The 18,820-nt window shown below is 35.7% G+C and carries 20 protein-coding genes and 1 riboswitch; of the genes, 6 read left to right on the top strand and 14 right to left on the bottom strand.

Annotated elements, in window-relative coordinates:
* Positions 1-36: 36 nt before the first annotated feature.
* Positions 37-221, bottom strand: a riboswitch (FMN riboswitch).
* A gap of 150 nt (positions 222-371) precedes the next feature.
* The 5 genes from MUA88_RS06005 to MUA88_RS05985 form a co-directional block, all read right to left on the bottom strand.
* Positions 372-2,111: an ATP-binding protein gene (locus MUA88_RS06005; protein WP_275982310.1), complete on the bottom strand. Its 1,740-nt coding sequence runs from the start codon at positions 2,109-2,111 to the stop codon at positions 372-374.
* Positions 2,095-2,820, bottom strand: a complete 726-nt coding sequence (locus MUA88_RS06000) for a response regulator (protein WP_262603290.1) — start codon at positions 2,818-2,820, stop codon at positions 2,095-2,097. Before MUA88_RS06000 ends, MUA88_RS06005 begins: the two co-directional genes overlap by 17 nt.
* Positions 2,821-3,235: 415 nt before the next feature.
* The gene (locus tag MUA88_RS05995; RefSeq protein WP_262603289.1) at positions 3,236-3,976 is read right to left on the bottom strand and encodes a pseudouridine synthase; all 741 of its coding nucleotides are present in this window, start codon (positions 3,974-3,976) and stop codon (positions 3,236-3,238) included.
* Complete coding sequence (gene scpB, locus MUA88_RS05990) at positions 3,969-4,520, bottom strand: SMC-Scp complex subunit ScpB (RefSeq protein WP_262605217.1); 552 nt, start codon at positions 4,518-4,520, stop codon at positions 3,969-3,971. The genes MUA88_RS05995 and scpB overlap by 8 nt, the downstream gene beginning before the upstream one ends.
* Positions 4,504-5,238, bottom strand: a complete 735-nt coding sequence (locus MUA88_RS05985; protein ID WP_262605216.1) for a segregation and condensation protein A — start codon at positions 5,236-5,238, stop codon at positions 4,504-4,506. The genes scpB and MUA88_RS05985 overlap by 17 nt, the downstream gene beginning before the upstream one ends.
* Before the next feature lie 92 nt (positions 5,239-5,330).
* Between MUA88_RS05985 and MUA88_RS05980 the strand changes: the two genes are divergently transcribed.
* Positions 5,331-5,834, top strand: coding sequence for a DUF309 domain-containing protein (locus MUA88_RS05980; protein WP_262603286.1), 504 nt, complete (start codon positions 5,331-5,333; stop codon positions 5,832-5,834).
* A gap of 81 nt (positions 5,835-5,915) precedes the next feature.
* Here the strand turns inward: MUA88_RS05980 and xerD are convergent, their stop codons facing one another.
* The 3 genes from xerD to MUA88_RS05965 all read right to left on the bottom strand — a co-directional run bounded on the left by xerD (position 5,916) and on the right by MUA88_RS05965 (position 7,927).
* Positions 5,916-6,803: a site-specific tyrosine recombinase XerD gene (gene xerD, locus MUA88_RS05975; RefSeq protein ID WP_262603285.1), complete on the bottom strand. Its 888-nt coding sequence runs from the start codon at positions 6,801-6,803 to the stop codon at positions 5,916-5,918.
* A 26-nt stretch (positions 6,804-6,829) separates the two neighbouring features.
* Positions 6,830-7,288 carry a ferric iron uptake transcriptional regulator gene (gene fur, locus MUA88_RS05970; RefSeq protein ID WP_262603284.1) on the bottom strand — a complete coding sequence of 153 codons (459 nt, stop codon included), beginning with the start codon at positions 7,286-7,288 and terminating at the stop codon, positions 6,830-6,832.
* A gap of 96 nt (positions 7,289-7,384) precedes the next feature.
* Positions 7,385-7,927: an NUDIX domain-containing protein gene (locus tag MUA88_RS05965; protein ID WP_262605215.1), complete on the bottom strand. Its 543-nt coding sequence runs from the start codon at positions 7,925-7,927 to the stop codon at positions 7,385-7,387.
* A 76-nt stretch (positions 7,928-8,003) separates the two neighbouring features.
* Between MUA88_RS05965 and MUA88_RS05960 the strand changes: the two genes are divergently transcribed.
* Entirely contained in the window at positions 8,004-8,912 is a 909-nt protein-coding gene (locus MUA88_RS05960; protein WP_262603282.1) for an aldo/keto reductase, read from the top strand.
* A gap of 77 nt (positions 8,913-8,989) precedes the next feature.
* On the opposite strand, the gene MUA88_RS05955 is transcribed toward MUA88_RS05960, so the two are convergent.
* Positions 8,990-9,757, bottom strand: coding sequence for an SDR family NAD(P)-dependent oxidoreductase (locus MUA88_RS05955; protein WP_262605214.1), 768 nt, complete (start codon positions 9,755-9,757; stop codon positions 8,990-8,992).
* A gap of 80 nt (positions 9,758-9,837) precedes the next feature.
* Here MUA88_RS05955 and proC point away from each other — a divergent pair, with 80 nt between their 5' ends.
* Positions 9,838-10,659, top strand: a complete 822-nt coding sequence (gene proC / locus MUA88_RS05950) for a pyrroline-5-carboxylate reductase (protein ID WP_262603280.1) — start codon at positions 9,838-9,840, stop codon at positions 10,657-10,659.
* 50 nt (positions 10,660-10,709) lie between these two features.
* Here proC and rnz read toward each other — a convergent pair whose 3' ends face one another.
* Complete coding sequence (gene rnz / locus MUA88_RS05945; RefSeq protein ID WP_262603279.1) at positions 10,710-11,627, bottom strand: ribonuclease Z; 918 nt, start codon at positions 11,625-11,627, stop codon at positions 10,710-10,712.
* A gap of 153 nt (positions 11,628-11,780) precedes the next feature.
* On the opposite strand from rnz, the gene zwf reads away from it, so the two are divergent.
* Both zwf and MUA88_RS05935 read left to right on the top strand, forming a co-directional pair.
* Entirely contained in the window at positions 11,781-13,265 is a 1,485-nt protein-coding gene (gene zwf, locus MUA88_RS05940; RefSeq protein ID WP_262605213.1) for a glucose-6-phosphate dehydrogenase, read from the top strand.
* A gap of 232 nt (positions 13,266-13,497) precedes the next feature.
* Positions 13,498-14,352 (top strand): AraC family transcriptional regulator, encoded by an 855-nt coding sequence (locus MUA88_RS05935; RefSeq protein WP_262605212.1) that lies wholly within the window; start codon positions 13,498-13,500, stop codon positions 14,350-14,352.
* A gap of 59 nt (positions 14,353-14,411) precedes the next feature.
* Here the strand turns inward: MUA88_RS05935 and gnd are convergent, their stop codons facing one another.
* The gene (gnd, locus tag MUA88_RS05930; RefSeq protein ID WP_262603276.1) at positions 14,412-15,815 is read right to left on the bottom strand and encodes an NADP-dependent phosphogluconate dehydrogenase; all 1,404 of its coding nucleotides are present in this window, start codon (positions 15,813-15,815) and stop codon (positions 14,412-14,414) included.
* A gap of 80 nt (positions 15,816-15,895) precedes the next feature.
* Positions 15,896-17,005 carry a M20/M25/M40 family metallo-hydrolase gene (locus MUA88_RS05925; protein WP_262605211.1) on the bottom strand — a complete coding sequence of 370 codons (1,110 nt, stop codon included), beginning with the start codon at positions 17,003-17,005 and terminating at the stop codon, positions 15,896-15,898.
* 158 nt (positions 17,006-17,163) lie between these two features.
* Between MUA88_RS05925 and prli42 the strand changes: the two genes are divergently transcribed.
* Positions 17,164-17,265 carry a stressosome-associated protein Prli42 gene (gene prli42, locus MUA88_RS05920; RefSeq protein ID WP_262603274.1) on the top strand — a complete coding sequence of 34 codons (102 nt, stop codon included), beginning with the start codon at positions 17,164-17,166 and terminating at the stop codon, positions 17,263-17,265.
* 116 nt (positions 17,266-17,381) lie between these two features.
* Here the strand turns inward: prli42 and MUA88_RS05915 are convergent, their stop codons facing one another.
* Both MUA88_RS05915 and brxB read right to left on the bottom strand, forming a co-directional pair.
* Complete coding sequence (locus MUA88_RS05915) at positions 17,382-18,362, bottom strand: aromatic acid exporter family protein (RefSeq protein WP_262603273.1); 981 nt, start codon at positions 18,360-18,362, stop codon at positions 17,382-17,384.
* A 12-nt stretch (positions 18,363-18,374) separates the two neighbouring features.
* On the bottom strand, positions 18,375-18,812 hold the full coding sequence (brxB, locus tag MUA88_RS05910) for a bacilliredoxin BrxB (protein ID WP_262603272.1): 438 nt from the start codon (positions 18,810-18,812) through the stop codon (positions 18,375-18,377).
* Between the last annotated feature and the right edge of the window lie 8 nt (positions 18,813-18,820).

Here is an 18,820-nt window from a genome sequence, read left to right as displayed (position 1 = left end):
TCTAGAATAGGAGGCATTTGCGCAGCACAAAGAAACCTCCATCTTCTCCCATCCAGACTTTAACTGTCGGCTCTAGAATTTCACTAGATCAAGAGATTGAGACAAAAGCATTTAGGATACTATTTATCAGTTTCCTGGTGCAAAATTTAATGTATCTCAACCCCGTCGCAGGCTTTAAATTTACTGCCGGTAGGGAATTACACCCAACCCCGAAGATGAATAAATCAATTATTTTATTTAGCATTATTTTACCTAATGAAATTAATAAATACAACAGTGTTGCTTACGCACTGCATAAAATAAAACCTCTCATCTATATGTTTAAATAAAGGTGTAAAATCATATAGACGAGAAGTTTAAATTTTAAGTGATTAACTATTTTTTGGGAGTTTGATTATAAAAGCAGTCCCTTTTCCTACTTCGCTTTTAACATCAATCGATCCGCGATGTGCTTCAATAATCATTCTTGTAATAAAGAGACCCAATCCAGTCCCTTGTTTACCTCTAGTACGGGCAGCATCTACTTTATAGAAACGTTCAAATACTTTATCTAAATGTTCTGGTGAGATACCGACACCTGTATCATGAATCGTTAAAACATGTTCTGTAGGTGTTTCCTTTGCATGAATCGCAATTGTGTCACCAGGACTTGTATAACGTGATGCATTATCTACAAGGTTTGTAAGTACTTGCTCCATACGGTCGAAGTCATAATGCCATTCATCTTTCATGACGCCATCTTGTTGAAAATCTAGCGTTAATGACAGTTCATTAGCAATTTGACGATATTTTGTTCCCATTTTATGGATGAGTTCAGACATCGGCCGTACTTCTTTCGTAATATTAACCCCTTCAGCATCAATTTTTGCGACATCTAACAACTCATTAACCAGACGACTCAATCTTTTAGATTCGTCTAATACGATTAAGAGAAATTCATGTATATCTTCAGGCTCTGTGACAATGCCATCAACAATTGACTCTGTATAGCCTTGGAGCAAAGATATCGGTGTGCGAAGTTCGTGCGATACACTCGCTATAAAGTCTTTTTTCATTTGCTCCATATGATGTTCTTTTGTCATATCACGAATAATTGCAACAAGGCCACTTTGCTTATTGGTTTGAATTTGATCAATATAACTCATGACAACAGCATAATGTTTTTGATTGATTTCATATTCCCGATATTCTGTTTGTTGGCTCTTGAAAGTATCATTGATTTGTTTTTCAAAAAGTAAAATATCATCTGAAGTCATTTCTCCAATCATATTATCAGCTAATTCGTTGGATAATATGGTTTCGCGTTGATGATTAATACCGAGCACTCCTTGTGCCATAGAATTGATTAAAGTATCTCTAATATTTTTAGACGTTGTAATATCATCAATATGATGTTGAATATTATGGCTCATTTGATTGAAGGCAATCGCTAGTTCACCTATTTCATCTTTTGTTTGCACATGTACCTGTTGATCATAATGACCTTTCGCAACTTCTTGTGCTTGTTCTTTAAATAATCTCAAAGGGTTTGTAATTCGTGATGATAAGAAGAATGCAAAAATCGTAGTAACAATTAAAAAGATGATTGCTGTAATTAAGATAATAATTGCTACCACATTGTTTGTATCTGATATACTTCTTAAATCTTCATAAATATAAATGACAGATTTTTGACCGTTATGATCAATAGTTGGATACCCCAGTAATAAATAGGTTTGTTTTTTATCATTCACCTTAATAGAAACATGTTTGATTTCTTTTTTTTGTGTCAGTTTGATATTATTAAGATCTTTATCTTGCTTAATAAACGCTAACATTTCTTTCTTTTCTTTGTCTTTTAAGAAAGCGTTGTTTGAATCTGGTAAAATGATAACCCCTTTATTACCTTCAAGCAGCATTTCACTATGATTGATGGCCAATTGACGATTTTTGCTTTTCTCAATAACCGTACTGATACTTTTGGCATCATTGTATAAGGATTCTTCAGTTTTTTGCGTGAAATAATATTGAATAAATGTGATTAAAGCAGCACTTAATAAAATTAAAACTGTCGTTACTATTAAAATAATAGTTAACCACAGTTTTACGACGACGCTATTTAGACGTTTCATCAGATTGTGAAACCTCAAATTTATATCCTACGCCCCATACCGTTTGAATCATTAATGCTGCTTCAGATGATACACGATTTAACTTTTCACGCAAACGTTTAACATGAGTATCAACAGTACGTAAATCCCCATAAAATTCATAATGCCAAACTTCTTTTAATAATTGTTCACGATCAAATACTTTATTCGGTGTTTTGGCAAGGAAAATTAATAATTCATATTCCTTAGGTGTTAGGTTAACAGGTGAGCCATCAGCTAACACTTTGTGCGCATCATTATCTATTGTAAGATGCTCAAATTCAATCATGTCACGCGCATGTGGTTCGTTTTGCTCTGCAGTTGCAGACTGTGTACGTCGCAACAATGCTTTCAAACGTAACACAACTTCACGTGGTGAGAAAGGTTTTACAATGTAATCATCAGCACCTGACTCAAATCCTTCAACACGATTATTTTCTTCACCTTTTGCTGTCAACATAATGATTGGTGTATCCTTTGTTTCGCGAAGGCGCGTTGCAACTTCAAGCCCATCCATCTCTGGTAACATTAAGTCTAACAAGATACACGCATAATCATATTTTGTTGCCAATTCAAATGCTTCACAGCCATTATCCGCTTCTGCGACCTCATACCCCTCTCGTTCAAGGAATAGCCTTAATAATTTTCTGATACGGTGTTCATCATCAACGACTAATATTTCCTTAGTCACAAGACATACCTCCCACTTATGTTACATAATAAAAAAGTCATTGCCTATTATACCATACTGTCAAGGGCTCTTGACAACCAAAAATAGCGATGTAAACCGCAGCAAAATCCACTTTTAGACACATCTTTTTAATTGGTTATTTTATAAAAATAATATTTTAATTACGATGCGGTAAATGTTCATATAATGTATTTCTATCTTATTAAGTTAGTGCATTTTTTAATAATGTGCAGTTTAGTGACGTTCATAAAAGCATTAAAAATTTATATCCATATATGATGTTAAAGCATATTTGATATAGCCCTTTGAAAGCATGATACATTTATTTATAATTCGTCATTGAAAGGCAGTGCTCATCTTTTATGCTCGATCTTCCAATTAAGGATTTTATAAATTATTTAATATTAAAAATAATTTATTGTGCACTGCTTTGCGCAAGTTGGCGTAATGTTTTCACTTCATGTGGTGATAACACACGACCCTCTCCTGCACCAAGCCCTTTCAAATCAAGTGGACCAAACGTCACACGAGATAATTTGTTCACTTTAAATCCAAAGTGTTCAAACATACGTCTTACTTGGCGGTTACGCCCTTCTGTAATGGTGATTTCAACAAGAGATGTATTTTTCTCTTTATTTTGTTTTTTCACTTTGACTTTTGCAGGTTGTGTTTTACCATCTTCTAATACAATGCCACGTTCTAATTCCTTCACTTGCTCTCTTAAAATATAGCCTTCAATTTTAGCGATATACGTTTTAGGAATTTTGTATTTTGGATGTGTCATAAGGTTCGTGAACTCACCATCATTTGTTAAAAGCAATAAGCCTGATGTATCATAGTCCAATCTTCCAACTGGGTAAATACGTGTTTCTAAGTCATCAAAGTAATCTGTTACCACTTTTCTACCGCGGTCATCAGAGACACTTGTAATCACTTGTGTAGGTTTATAAAATAAAATATATAATTTATCTTCTAGTTCTAAAGGAACCCCTTCTACGGATACTTCATCAGATGGGCGAACTTTTGTTCCTAGTTCCGTGACGGTTTCACCATTCACTTGAACTTTTCCTTCTTGAATCAATGTTTCTGCTTTTCGGCGTGATGTGTATCCACTATTTGCGATACGTTTTTGTAAACGTTCTAATTCTTTACTCATTTGTTGTTTGTCCTTTCTGATTAACAAGATTACTGAAAAACGATTCTATTTCTTCGGTTTCTTCATCTGTCGTTGGTAATTCTTCAATTTGTTTCAATCCAAATACATTTAAAAATAAATCTGTTGTGTAGAGTTGCTGACCTCTCACATCTGGATCCTGTTGTGGTTCTACCAAACCTTTTGCAATAAGTGTTTTAACAGGGCCATCCGATGCGATTCCGCGAATTAATTCAATATCACTACGCGTTACTGGCTGATTGTACGCAATAATGGCCAATACTTCCATGGCCGCTTGTGATAAGTTAGTAGACACCTTGTTTAAGATGAGAGACTCAATATAAGGTTCCATATCCTTTTGCGTTGTTAAAACATAGGTGTTTCCATATTTTTGAATCATTAACCCCGGCAATTCTAAAGCACTTAATGCTTCATTGAGCGTTGCTTCATCTATATTTAACGAGGTTAATAGTTGTTCCGCTTCTATGCCATCTTCCCCAACTGTGTAGAGCAAAGCAGTAATTGCAGCATTAAGATTGTGTGCCATAGTTAACTCCTTTTGTAATTTCAATATTATGAAATGCCTCAATTTGTTGAAGCTGAATCACACCAGTTTTTGCCATCTCTAATAGTGCCAAAAAGTGTGTGACAACATGTTCAATCGACTCGTTGAACGTAAATAAATCAAAAAATGTAATCTTTTGTTGTTTGTCGAGTTGTTGGAAAATATGTGCCGTTGATTGTTGTATGGTAAAGGTTTCTTTTTGAATTTCTACACTTCTTGGTTTTTTAAGTGCAATTCGGTGCTTCATCTTTTGGTAAGCAACAATTAGCTTCGTTAGATCAATATGTGTTCCTTCAGGTATTCGTTCGTTTACCTCATATTTTGATAAATCAGTCGCTGTTTTGGTGTAGTAGTGACTACGTGCTTCTCTTTTCTCATTCAACATTTCTGCATATGCTTTATAGTTTTGATATTCGAGCAGTTTACCTACTAATGCCTCACGTGGATCTTCTTCCACCATCTCATCGGATGAATGTTCAGGAAGCAATAATTGACTTTTAATCATCAACAATTCTGAGGCCATGACCAAATATTCGCTTGCAACGTTGATATCCAATTGTTTCATGGCATGAACATACTGCATATATTGTTCTGTTAATGCATTCATGGGAATATCATAAATATCAATTTCAAATTGTTGAATTAAATGGAGCAATAAATCTAAAGGGCCATTAAAGGCATCTAATTTTACTTCATACATTTGAAAGCCTCTCTATTTTGCATGTTAGGTGCATCTTACCAAAAAATATTATAGCATGTTTACTAACAGGAATAAATTTAGGAGTGAATAAGATGCGAAATGCACTATTAGAATATTACTATCAATTTCATACACAACAGCATTATTTTCTATGTCATGACATTCTAGAAGAAGCATGGAAAGCGCAAGATCAATATGAAAAACAAGATTTTGTTGTGGGATTAATTTTATTTGCGACTGCATCTTATCATTACCGACGAGGAAATTTTAGAGGTGCGTTGCGTACGTATCGAAAAGCTGAAAATATTTTCAACCAATACTCAGATACTGTCATGACACAATTTGGTATAGATGGTATGGCATTTCGTCAACTGATAAAACAATTAATTTCTGATATCAACCTAGAAAAACTTTTTACACCGATTCGACTTCCGCTTTTGGATGACACGATTCAAACACTTACAGCACAATATCATGATTATACGGTGCGTAAGGATATTGTTAGTACACCAGATATTTTAGATCACCACCGTAATCGTGATCGTTCTTCAGTTATCCGTGCACGTGAAGTGGCGTATCAACTAAGGCACTCATAAAATAAAGAGAAAGACTAGTATTCGTCGGGAACAGATACCCCCTTGGAATACTAGTCTCTTTTTAATCTTTCCAACCTGAACTTAAGCGCGAGGATGGTAGGATTGATATATTTTTCTAATTTGTGTACTTGATACATGTGTATATAATTGGGTCGTTGAAATATCAGAATGACCTAACATTTCTTGAACAGCACGCAAGTCTGCCCCATTTTCTAATAAGTGTGTTGCAAATGAGTGCCTCAATGTATGCGGTGTTAAGCGTTTCGTTAATCCAGCTTTTAATCCAGCTTGTTTAATTATTTTCCAGACACCTTGTCTTGAAAGAGGTTTACCATGAAGATTAAGGAATAACGTATCCGTCACCGTTTTTTTCAATAACTTTGGACGTACTTCTTGTAAATAGTGAGTTAAAAATTGAATGACTGTTTCTCCCAGTGGAATAATACGTTCTTTATTCCCTTTACCAAATACTTTAACAAAGCCCATGACCAAATTAATGTCTTGTGTTTCTACAAAGATCAGTTCTGAAACACGCATGCCGGTTGCATAGAGTAACTCGAGCATCGTTCGGTTACGATAATCATTCAGTTTATTTAAATCAAAAGATGATAAGAGTTGGTCTACTTCATCAATGGACAAAACGTCTGGCAACTTACGTTCATATTTGGGTGTGGTAATTAAAACAGTTGGATCTTGAGAAGTATAGCGTTCTCTGAGTGCAAATTGATGAAAACTACGAATGGTTGAGGTAAAACGTGCAATGGATTTTGCCGAATGTCCTTCATCATGTTTTGCAGCAAAACATTGCTGTATCACATCACGCGTGACAAAATCCAGTTGCGCAATCTTTTGTGACTTTAAATATTCGATATACTGATTTAAATCACGTCTGTATGCCGCAATTGTATTTTTCGACAACCCTTTTTCAAGCTGTATAAACCGTAAATACTCATCACGAACCTCTTCCATACTATGACCTCAATTCTAATAGATTCCTATACTTCAGATCCTTTTCCTTCTTGTTGGCATGTTTTACAAATGCCATGGAAAGTTAAGCGATGATCTAAAATTTTAAATTCAAATTCATTTTCAACACGTTCTTCAACTTGTGGTAGCAAATCTTCATCAATTTCATCTACACGTCCACATTCCATACATACTAAATGATGATGGAAATGTTTAGACCCTTCTTTGCGGAGGTCAAAACGTGACACACCATCTCCAAAACTCACCTTGTCTACCACTTTAATATCTGCTAATAGTTCTAATGTACGGTAGACTGTTGCAAGTCCAATCTCTGGTGCTTTTTCTTTTACTTTTAAATAAACGTCTTCTGCACTGAGGTGGTCTGCCTCATTCTCGATAAGGACACGTACCGTTGCTTCACGTTGTGGTGTCAACTTATACGATGACTGCTGCAATTGCTGCTTTACGCGATTGAGTCGTTCTTCCACGGCAGCTTCACTCCTCTACTGATAATTAAAATTAGTATTGTTTATATGACTATAAAATACCAGTAAATGAGAAAAAAAGCAATTGATAATGTGCGACTATTTAGAATGATTATAAACTAATAATGCATATTGAAATGCAATTAAAGTCTTCGCATCATTGACGTTCCTATTTTTTACCGCTTCTTCCACCTCTGATAATGAATATTGAATAGGTTCAACAAACTCATCAGCATCTAAATTCATTTCCCCCTTTTCAATATCATCAGTAAAGTAAATAGAAATCAGTTCATTTGAAAATCCAGGTGTGCCATAGACATCTCCAATATGTTGAAGTGAATGAGCACGATAGCCTGTCTCCTCTTCTAATTCACGTTTTGCAGCGTCTTCTCGATCTTCTCCAGGTTCAAGCTTTCCGGCGGGTATTTCCAATAACATATGTTCTAAAGGTTTACGGTATTGATTGACAAGCAGTACTTTGCCTTCAGGTGTCATGGCACAGATCGCAACAGCTCCATTATGTTTGACAACTTCACGTGTTGCTGTTTCTCCATTTGGCAATGATACGAGGTGTTTTTCTACACGGATGATACGCCCTTCATAAATGGATTCTTTCTCAATGGTTTTTTCTTCAAAATTCATAAATGCCACTCCTTTTATTTTGCACAAACTCTTTGATATGATGATACATATAAAGTTTATCGGAAGGAGAATCATCATGCAAAAAAATACATTAAAAAGTGGCCTAACCCTCTCAGAATTAGGCTTAGGTTGTATGAGTTTAGGAACGAATGAGAAGCAAGCACAAGAAATTGTTGAAACCGCACTCGAATCTGGCATTACTTACTTCGATACGGCAGATATCTATGATAAAGGTGAAAATGAAAAAATTGTTGGTCATATATTAAAACAATATCAACAACGTGATGATATTGTTATTGGAACTAAAGTAGGCAATGAATTAAAACCAAATGGCGAAATGGCGTGGAATCCAACGAAAAAATATATTAAAGAAAATATTAAACATTCCTTGCAACGCCTTGGTTTAGATCAACTCGACTTATATATGTTACACGGTGGTACGATTGATGATCCGCTTGATGAAACAATCAGTGCATTTGATGAATTAAAACAAGAAGGCTTGGTCAAAGCTTATGGTCTGTCTTCTATTCGTCCAAATGTCATTCGATACTACTTGGCACATAGTGAAATTGAAGTGCTGATGTCACAATTTAATTTAATTGATAATCGTCCAGAAATGTTGCTTGATGAAGTACACGAACACGGTGTAAAACTTTTAGCACGTGGTCCCGTATTCAAAGGATTGCTGACACAGAATTATCAGAAAGCCCTCACTCAAAAATTTAAAGATGGTATTTTTGAATATGATGCTGAAACACTTAAAAAAACAGTTTCTCAACTACACGATTTAGAACCTGAATTAACAGCGCTAACGTTTAATTATTTAAAATCATTTGATGCATTAGGTTCTATTATTGTTGGTGCAAGTTCATCAGAACAACTAAAAGAAAACGTGGCACAATACAACAAAGCTATTGATGCTAGCATGGTTGAACAAGCAAGAGCGATTGTTAAAGACTTAAACTATACACAACATTTAAAATAAAAAAATTAAAGCCAGAAATGATGATGGGCAACATCTCTTATAGAAAGATTGCCGCATATCACATTTCTGGCATATTTTTATTTTTTCTTACTCATAAAGAATGGTTTGGCTGCTTTTTCAATGGTTCTAGGTGCCAGTGAATAAAGTCTGAGCATCATGGACATCCACTTTGGTGCACGCAGTTCTTGATGCCCTTTGTTCATTGCCACAATAATATCTTTTGCCACTTGTTCTGGTTTTAACATAAATAAAGCTGTTTTACGCTTGAATGTTCCTGATGGGTCTGAATGATCATGGAATGGTGTTTTCACAGGACCTAATATCACGTTTAATACATGGTAAGATGGTTCTTCTATACGTAAGGCGTTTAAAATTTGAATTAAAGCTGCTTTACTCGCCCCATAATGTGCTGCATATGGTTGTGTAGCAAGCCCAGACATACTGTTGAGTGCAACAATTTGAGGATTTGTTACTAAGAATGGTTTAACCACATTGAGTAATACCGCAAAATGAATCACATTTAAACGATATGTTTTTAACAATTCCTCCGTTGTATGTGATGCCAATGATTTAAAGTAACCGAGACCGGCACTATGTATGAATCCATCAAATGATACATTTAGTTTTTGAAAATCTGATGATAATTTTTCAATGGCTGTTGTGTCGTTTAAGTCACATACAAGAAAACTTATATTTGGGAAGCTTTTAGATGGGAATAATTGTGCTGCCTTCTCCTCATTTCTAATCAATAAAGTAAGGTGCGCGCCTTGAGCATGTAACTGCTTGACGAGTTCATAGCCAATACCACTCGTCGCCCCTGTCATCAGAAAATGTTTATGGTCCATATGCTTATACTCCTTTTTTGTCCAAATTCTTATTTATGTTAGTATAAAAGATAGAAAAGAGATGAGGAAGTGAAAAGAAAATGAAAATTGTATTTTATGGGGCAGGCAATATGGCACACGCTATCTTCACAGGCATTATTAACTCAAAAGTATTACCACCAGAAAATATATATTTAACAAATCGTTCAAATGAAGCGGCACTACAACAATATCAGTCAGAATTAGGTGTTCAATACAGCTATGATGATGCAAGTTTATTAAAAGATGCAGATTATGTATTTCTAGGTTCAAAGCCACATGATTTTGATGACTTAGCAGAACGTATGCATCCGCATATCGACAGTAAGAATAAGTTTATTTCAATTATGGCTGGCTTACCGATTGCTTATATTCGAGAAGCTTTAGATGTCTCTAATCCTATTGCGCGTATTATGCCAAATACTAACGCACATGTTGGACATTCTGTCACAGGCTTAAGCTTTTCAAGAAACTTTGGTCCAAAGTCTAAAGATGAAGTATTAGAAGTGATTAATGCTTTTGGATCAGCAATTGAGGTAAAAGAAGATCACCTGCATCAAGTGACAGCTATTACAGGGAGTGGCCCTGCCTTTTTATACCACGTCTTTGAAAAATATGTAGATGCTGGTACAAAATTAGGACTGGATAAATCACAAGTTGAGGAATCGATTCGTGAATTGATCATTGGAACAAGTAAGATGATTGAACGTTCGGACCTTAGCATGGAACAGTTGCGTAAAAACATCACATCTAAAGGTGGAACAACTCAAGCAGGTTTAAATGCACTGTCAAATTATGATATAGAAGGTATTTTTGAAGATTGTTTAAACGCTGCAGTTGAACGCAGCATCGAATTATCTGAACAAGACGATGATAATGAATAAAAATAACAGGTAGCGACATATTACCGCTGCCTGTTTTCTTTATGGGGAAATTAAAATTGATAGCTATCAAAATCTTGAACAAATTGAAATGATGGCGTATCTGTAGATTTTAATTGTTGATCAATCTCCTTAATATCTTCTTTAGTATATCGATTACTTAAATGTGTTAATAAGGCATGTTTCACATCACTTTGTTCAATCAACATGAGAACATCATCGATATGGCTATGATGATAATCATTGGCAAGTTGCTTGTCCCCATCGATATAGGTCGCTTCGTGAACCATGACATCAGCATCTTGGGCAAGTGTTTGCTCATTGTCGCATGGTTTTGTATCTCCAAATACCGCAACAATAGGCCCTTGTTTATCCGGTGCTTTAAAATCATGCGCATCGTAAGTAACCCCCTCAAATTCAAACTGATCCGCATTTTTGACTTGTTGATATTGTGGACCAGGTTGCATACCGATGGCTTTTAATTTGGCGACATCGAGTGTGCCAGGTGTACTTGGTGCTTGCACACGATAGCCATAGCACGGTACGCCATGATTCAAAGGGCGTGCTTGTACTTTGAACGCATCAATCATCATATCGAGCTGTTCATCGATTTCTATCATATGTATTGGGTAGTTGAGATGGACATGTGTCAATGACAGGCTTGCCTCGACATAGGCTTTTAATCCTTTTGGTCCAATCAATGTGAGTGGCTTACCTTCCCCTCCTTGAAACGATCGACTTGTCAGTACGCCAGGTAACCCATAGATATGGTCTCCATGCATATGTGTAATAAAGATATGACTTACCTTTCCTAACTTAATAGAGTGATGAAGGATTTGATGTTGTGTGGCTTCTCCCACGTCAAAGAGCCAAATATCTGTGGCGAAAGGTTCTAATTTTAATGCGATGGATTGTGTATGTCTATCCTTGGTTGGTAGACCGGCACTTGTTCCGAAAAATATGACTTCCATTGTTACGCCTCCTTAGCGTTATCCTATCATAAATTATAGTTGAACCGTATTTAAAAATATAGCATGATATAATAAAGCAGAATATATGACCATATAGTACTCATGATTTATAATAAGAACGTAAAACATTACGAAGAATTGAGGTTTTGAATCTTGAATAAAACACACAATTATATACCAGCGCTGATTACAATTTTTGGTGCAACCGGTGATTTAAGCCACCGTAAATTATTTCCATCGTTATTCCATTTATTTCAACAAGATAATCTAGACGATAGAATTGCGATTGTCGGCATTGGTCGCCGTGATTTAACAGTTGATGAGTTTAGATCGCAAGTCAAAGCATCAATTCAAGCGCATGTTCAAAATACGGAAAATCTAGATAAATTTATGCAACATGTATTTTATCAGAAGTTAGATGTTAATAATGAAGAAAGTTACAATGAATTATTAACACTTAGCAATGATTTAGATAAACAGTTCTCTCTTGAGGGGAATCGCCTATTTTATCTGGCGATGGCACCACAATTTTTCGGTGTTGTAACGGATTATTTAAAAGCATCTGGCCTTACAAAAACGACAGGTTTCAAACGTCTTGTGATTGAAAAACCATTCGGTACAGATTTAAAATCTGCTGAAGCACTGAATAAACAAATCCGTCGATCATTTAAAGAAGAAGAAATTTTCCGTATCGACCATTATTTAGGGAAAGATATGGTCCAAAATATCGAAGTATTACGCTTTAGTAATGCGATGTTTGAACCATTATGGAACAATAAATATATTTCAAATATTCAAATCACCTCATCAGAAGTACTCGGTGTAGAGGATCGCGGAGGTTACTACGAATCAAGTGGTGCATTAAAAGATATGGTGCAAAACCATATGTTACAAATGGTTGCCCTCCTTGCTATGGAACCACCTATCAGTCTACATAGTGATGATATTCGTTCTGAAAAAGTAAAAGTATTAAAATCATTAAACATTCTTGAACATGATGAAGTACGTCATAATTTCGTGCGTGGACAATATGATGCAGGTGAAATAGATGGTCAACCTGTTATCGGTTATCGAGAAGAAGATAAAGTAGCTGAAGACTCTGTCACACCAACATTTGTTGCTGGTAAAGTAATGATCAACAACTTCCGTTGGGCTGGTGTACCATTCTATATCCGTACAGGTAAACGTATGAAACGTAAATCGATTCAAGTGGTTGTAGAATTTAAAGAAGTCCCAATGAATTTATATTATGATAAAGATCAACATTTAGACTCCAATCTACTTGTGATTAATATTCAACCAAATGAAGGTGTCTCTATTCATTTAAATGGTAAGAAATATGTACAAGGGATTGAAACAGAGCCTGTTCAGTTATCTTACTCAATGAGTGCCCAAGATAAAATGAACACTGTTGATGCCTATGAAAACTTGTTATATGACTGCCTCAAAGGCGATGCGACAAACTTCACACATTGGGAAGAATTAAAATCTACTTGGAAATTTGTCGATGCGATTCAAGATGCGTGGAACAAGTTTGAACCTGAATTTCCAAACTATGCATCAGGTACAAATGGTCCATTAGACAGTCACTTATTATTAAGTCGTGATGGATTAAAATGGTGGGAAGATATTCAATAATAGCAAAGTATTCGTTTCTGCTTGCTCATAAATAAAATAGGCTGAGTTGCACAAATATCCGTGTAACTCAGCCTATTTTGATTTATAATAACATATGAGACTGCGTGTAAATCTATCTGTTAAAGTAGTAGTCATACCCACTTTTCATGAGATAGAAGTAGAGATTATGTTTATAAAAATATTTTTAGATTATTTATAGCTGCAGTCAATTTTTTATTAAGGAGTGACCATTTTGGACGTTATCAAACATGTACAACAAGCCATTGTATATATTGAAGATCATCTTTTGGAATCTTTCGATTTTCAAACATTAAGTGATTACGTTGGTATTTCTCCTTATCATTTAGAACAGTCTTTTACAATGATTGTGGGGTATACCCCTTTTGAATATTGCCGTGCAAGACGATTAACATTAGCTGCTCATGATTTAATTCATGGTGCTAATCGGCTGATTGATTTAGCTAAACGTTATCGTTATCCAGATGCGAATGCATTTGCACACGACTTTAGTGACTATCATGGTGTTTCACCGTTACAAGCTAAAACAAAACGAGATCAACTTAAAATACAAGAACGTCTTTATTTAAAGCTGACGACAACTTCTAAAGCGCCCTACCCTTACCGTTTAGAAGACATGGGTGATTACACGCTTGTCGGTCATTCTCGCTTTATACCAACTGACCAATTGGATGATCATTTTATTATTCCAGATTTTCTAGAGGACCTACAGAGAAGCGGTCAGTTAGAAGATATGATTCGATATAATGATCGTAGTCCACACGAAATTTTTGTGGTCAGTTGCCCATTAGATCATGGATTAGAAGTATTTGTGGGTGTACCGAGTGAACGTTTCCCTGCGTACTTAGAAGATCGTTACTTGTCGGAACAGCAGTTTGCGGTATTTAACTTGCAAGGTGAAATTGATTACGCGACGAGTGAGGCATGGCATTATATAGAAACAAGTTTACAACTTACATTGCCATATGAAAGAAATCGACTGTATTTAGAAATTTATCCACTCAATATTTCTTTTGATGATGCATTTACGAAAATTCAATTGTGTGTGCCAGTTAATATTGAAAGTTAAAAAATAAAGCTGGATGTTATCATAATCGATAACATCCAGCTTTTTCAGTTATATATGAATTATTCAGTCCATTGTGTATGGAATGTACCTTCTTTGTCTTTACGCTCATAAGTATGCGCACCAAAGTAGTCACGTTGTGCTTGAATTAAGTTAGCTGGTAAGTCTGCACTTCTGTAACTATCATAGTAGTTAATACTTGCAGCAAATCCAGGAATTGCGACACCGTTTTGAACACCCATTGCGACAACGTCACGAAGTGCTTGTTGATATTCCGTAACGATTTCTTTGAAGTAATCATCAAGAAGCAAGTTTTGTAAGTTTGCATCTTTGTCATATGCATCTTTAATTTTTTGTAAGAATTGTGCACGAATGATACAACCTTCACGCCAAATCATTGCTAATTCGCCTAATTGTAAGTTCCAGTCATTTTCTTCACTTGCAGATTTCATTTGATCAAAACCTTGTGCGTATGAACAGATTTTACTCATGTATAACGCACGACGGATTTTTTCTAAAAATGCTGCTTTATCACCAGTGAATGCCGCTTCAGGACCATTTAATAATGATGACGCATGAACACGTTGTGCTTTTAATGATGAAATAAAACGTGCAAATACAGATTCAGTAATAATTGTAAGTGGCGCACCAAGTTCTAATGCATTAATTGATGTCCATTTACCTGTCCCTTTTTGACCTGCTTTATCCATAATTTTTTCAACAAGGGGTTCACCATTTTCATCAAGTTTTGTGAAAATATCACCCGTAATTTCAATAAGGTAACTTTCTAATTCACCAGTATTCCACTCTTTGAATGTTGCTGAGATTTCTTCATGATCCATACCTAATAAGTTTTTCATCATGTTATAACTTTCAGCAATCAATTGCATATCTGCATATTCGATACCATTGTGAACCATTTTTACATAGTGGCCTGCCCCATTAGGACCAATATATGTGACACAAGGTGTGCCATCTGCTGCTTTAGCTGAAATAGATGCTAAAATATCTGCAACTTTTTCATAAGCTTCTTTTTGACCACCTGGCATCATTGAAGGACCAGTCAGTGCACCAACCTCGCCACCTGACACACCTGTACCAATGAAGTTAATACCACTTTCGGCAAGTGCTTTATTGCGTCGAATTGTATCTTGATAGTTCGTATTACCACCGTCGATCAAAATATCATCTGTATCTAATAATGGTAATAATGTTTCGATTGTTTTATCTGTTGCTTCACCTGCTTTAACCATGAGTAAAATTTTACGTGGTTTTTCAAGTGATTGAACAAATTCTTCAATGGAATAAGTTGGAACGATGTTTTTGCCTGCTGATTCTTTGACCATGAGATCTGTCTTGTCAGAAGAACGGTTGTATACAGAAACACTGTAACCGCGTGACTCAATATTCCATGCCAAATTTTTTCCCATAACCGCTAAGCCGATTACACCAATTTGTTGTGTCATTTTATACTTACCTCTCTTATTATAAATTACGGGTTAATTGTATCACATTATATGCTTTCTCACACTTATACTGCGCTAAATTAAGCAATCTCTATCAGTTTAAGTACGTATTTAACAAGGTCTACTAACGATTGAATAGCAATACTTTCATTGGTTGTATGAATCGCTTCATAGCCAATACCTAAAATCACAGTTGGAATGCCAAATTGGCTGATGATATTACCATCAGAACCACCGCCACCAATTGTTGGTTCACCAATTAAATCAACAGCTTTCGCGGCTGCTTGTGCCTTTTGATAAACAACTTCATCCTCAGTAACTAAAAAGCCTGGATATGCTAATTCTGTATCAACATCGGCATGACAACCAAAGGCTTCCGCTGTTTCTTTAAATGTTTGCGCCATATGTTTTGTCTGTGCTTCAATTTTTAGTTCAGAGTGAGAACGTGCTTCTGCCCAAATATGTACAAGGTCTGTTACGATATTTGTTGGTCCACCACCTTCAAATTTCCCAATATTGGCAGTCGTTTCATGGTCAATTTTACCGAGTTTCATCTTACTGATCGCTTTAGCGGCGATATTAATGGCACTCACACCTTTGTCAGGCGTGCTCGCATGTGCTGTTTTACCGTGGGTGGTTGCTTTAATTTGCATTTGATACGGTGCACCAATTGTAAAGTTTCCAACGGGTACAGCAGAATCAATGGAATAGCCGTATGCTGCATCTAAATCATCTGGGTTCAATGCTTTTGCACCAACAAGACCAGATTCTTCACCCACTGTTATCACAAATTGGATTTGGCCATGTGGCAGTTGGTTATCTTGAATAATTCGGATCACTTCTAATATCGTAGCAAGTCCTGCCTTATCGTCAGCACCAAGGATCGTTGTACCATCAGATTTGATGATGCCATCTTCAATCACTGGTTTCACGCTTTTCCCTGGGACAACTGTATCCATATGACTTGTGAAATAAATCTTTTCTTTACTGTCATCCGTTGCTGGTAAAGTACAAATTAAATTATTAGCACCAAAACCTGTTTTTGCCTTGGCATCATCTTCTTTTACGATTAAACCGAGACTTTCAAACTTTTGTTTTAAAATCGGTTGAATCATTTCTTCATGACCTGTTTCAGAGTCTATTTGTACTAATTCTAAAAATGTTTCTACTAATCGATCTTGATTGATCATTCTAAATTCCCCCTTTTACGTCATTATAAGTGTATCGAAAAAGCCTGGATTTGCAAAATGTATTTTTAAAGGTGTACTTGAGATTCATATTTTAAAAATGTTATAATTTGACGTAATTATAATTGAAGAATTAACAAGTTTATTGGAGGCCATTAAACGTGCAAAATAAGAAATTAAGAAAAGTATTACTTATTGTCATGTTATTAGCAATCGTTGCATCATTGTTATTAACTGGAATCGCACCATTACTAAGCATGTAATTAAAAATAAGGATGTCCATATGTATGTGTACACTTAAATGCGTTTTAAAACGCTCATTTTCAAGTGATGATATACATTAACGGACATCCTTTTTATTTTGGATGAGATACAATGGCTAATTAACTTCGTGATAAAGTTTTAATGAACCAAAATTAGATTTGATATTTAAATAAGCTTCTGTATCATAAAGAATTTGTATAATACTTGCACGTGTATGTAGTGCCTCATGTGTTTCCGGTAACGGTAATTCATCTATTTGAAGACGAATATCATACAATGTGTGCAAACGCATAGCGGTATAGTTGTTTTCATTCACATTATCTGCCATTTCTTTGAACAGTTGCGCCACTTTTGGTAAGAGAACATCATCAACGGACATATGCGCTAAATTAAAATGAATACGCTGCAAAATATCGACTTGATCTTGCCGCATATCAAAGTAATGATAGAAGCTATTCTCATTACGCACAAAATGATTTTTAACATCTCGGAAGGCAATTGACTTAGCTTGTTGAATCGTTAAAAGTAATTTATCAAACGACAATTCACATGATTGTGCATCTTTAGAACACATCTCACCAAAGGTATTAAAAATATGGCGGATTTGATTTTCTATATCATTTTGATATTGTGTGAGTTCTTTTTCAAAGCTTGGCATAAAGGTATTCATCATAAAAGCAATAGAAAGACCGACTAAGAGTAGTAGTATTTCGTTAAAGACAAGCGCCATGTTAATCGTTTCTGCATTGAAAAAGTGCAGTAATATGACAATGCTTGTGACAACACCTTCTTGTGTATTGAACATCACGGTCAGTGGGATAAAGAACAAAACAATCAGCCCTAATACCCATGCATGTTGACCGAGTAATGGAAATACAGCTGCGCCAAATCCCATAGCAATTAAACAGGAAACAAAACGTGACCAAATGGCTTTCACTGAGTGCATTTTAGTGTCTTTGATACAAAGAACAACTAAAATGGCACTAGATGCATAATTATCTAACCCCATAAGCTTAGCGATAATTACACCTAGTGCCATACCAACCGCAGTTTTAATCGTTCGCCACCCAATTCGATATGGATTCAAACGTAACATACGGTCAACTCCTTACTCTGCTACACAATATTTATCAAATAAGCGTTGTAATTGCGTGATAACATCCATTGTGTCGTGACCTTCGATTTGATGACGTTCAATCATTTCAGTGATTTTACCGTCCTTCATTAAAGCAAATGAAGGGCTAGATGGTGCATAACCTTCAAAGTAATCACGTGCACGTTGTGTTGCCTCTTTATCTTGACCTGCAAAAACGGTTACTAAGCGATCAGGTAACACATCATAATGTAATGCGTGTGCTGCAGCTGGTCGCGCCATACCGCCTGCACAACCACAAACAGAGTTAATCATTACAAGCGTTGTGCCATCTTGCTTGAATACACTATCAACTTCTTCTTCAGTTGTTAATTCTTCGTATCCAGCTTTTACTAGATCTTCACGTGCTTGTTGTACAACGTTGTTCATATATAAATCGAAACTTAAGTCCATCTTATCTA

The organism is Staphylococcus sp. IVB6240, from assembly GCF_025558425.1.
Lineage (GTDB): Bacteria > Bacillota > Bacilli > Staphylococcales > Staphylococcaceae > Staphylococcus.
The sequence above is the reverse complement of the archived record's forward strand: the minus strand, read 5'-3'. Positions and strand labels throughout refer to the sequence as shown.

Bases quoted from the DNA above. Each gene is read 5' to 3' on its own strand.
- MUA88_RS06005 (WP_275982310.1), bottom strand. From the start codon at position 2,111: ATGAAACGTCTAAATAGCGTCGTCGTAAAACTGTGGTTAACTATTATT.
- MUA88_RS05995 (WP_262603289.1), bottom strand. From the start codon at position 3,976: ATGAGTAAAGAATTAGAACGTTTACAAAAACGTATCGCAAATAGTGGA.
- scpB (WP_262605217.1), bottom strand. From the start codon at position 4,520: ATGGCACACAATCTTAATGCTGCAATTACTGCTTTGCTCTACACAGTT.
- MUA88_RS05985 (WP_262605216.1), bottom strand. From the start codon at position 5,238: ATGTATGAAGTAAAATTAGATGCCTTTAATGGCCCTTTAGATTTATTG.
- MUA88_RS05980 (WP_262603286.1), top strand. From the start codon at position 5,331: ATGCGAAATGCACTATTAGAATATTACTATCAATTTCATACACAACAG.
- xerD (WP_262603285.1), bottom strand. From the start codon at position 6,803: ATGGAAGAGGTTCGTGATGAGTATTTACGGTTTATACAGCTTGAAAAA.
- MUA88_RS05965 (WP_262605215.1), bottom strand. From the start codon at position 7,927: ATGAATTTTGAAGAAAAAACCATTGAGAAAGAATCCATTTATGAAGGG.
- MUA88_RS05960 (WP_262603282.1), top strand. From the start codon at position 8,004: ATGCAAAAAAATACATTAAAAAGTGGCCTAACCCTCTCAGAATTAGGC.
- MUA88_RS05955 (WP_262605214.1), bottom strand. From the start codon at position 9,757: ATGGACCATAAACATTTTCTGATGACAGGGGCGACGAGTGGTATTGGC.
- proC (WP_262603280.1), top strand. From the start codon at position 9,838: ATGAAAATTGTATTTTATGGGGCAGGCAATATGGCACACGCTATCTTC.
- rnz (WP_262603279.1), bottom strand. From the start codon at position 11,627: ATGGAAGTCATATTTTTCGGAACAAGTGCCGGTCTACCAACCAAGGAT.
- gnd (WP_262603276.1), bottom strand. From the start codon at position 15,815: ATGACACAACAAATTGGTGTAATCGGCTTAGCGGTTATGGGAAAAAAT.
- MUA88_RS05925 (WP_262605211.1), bottom strand. From the start codon at position 17,005: ATGATCAATCAAGATCGATTAGTAGAAACATTTTTAGAATTAGTACAA.
- MUA88_RS05915 (WP_262603273.1), bottom strand. From the start codon at position 18,362: ATGTTACGTTTGAATCCATATCGAATTGGGTGGCGAACGATTAAAACT.
- brxB (WP_262603272.1), bottom strand. From the start codon at position 18,812: ATGGACTTAAGTTTCGATTTATATATGAACAACGTTGTACAACAAGCA.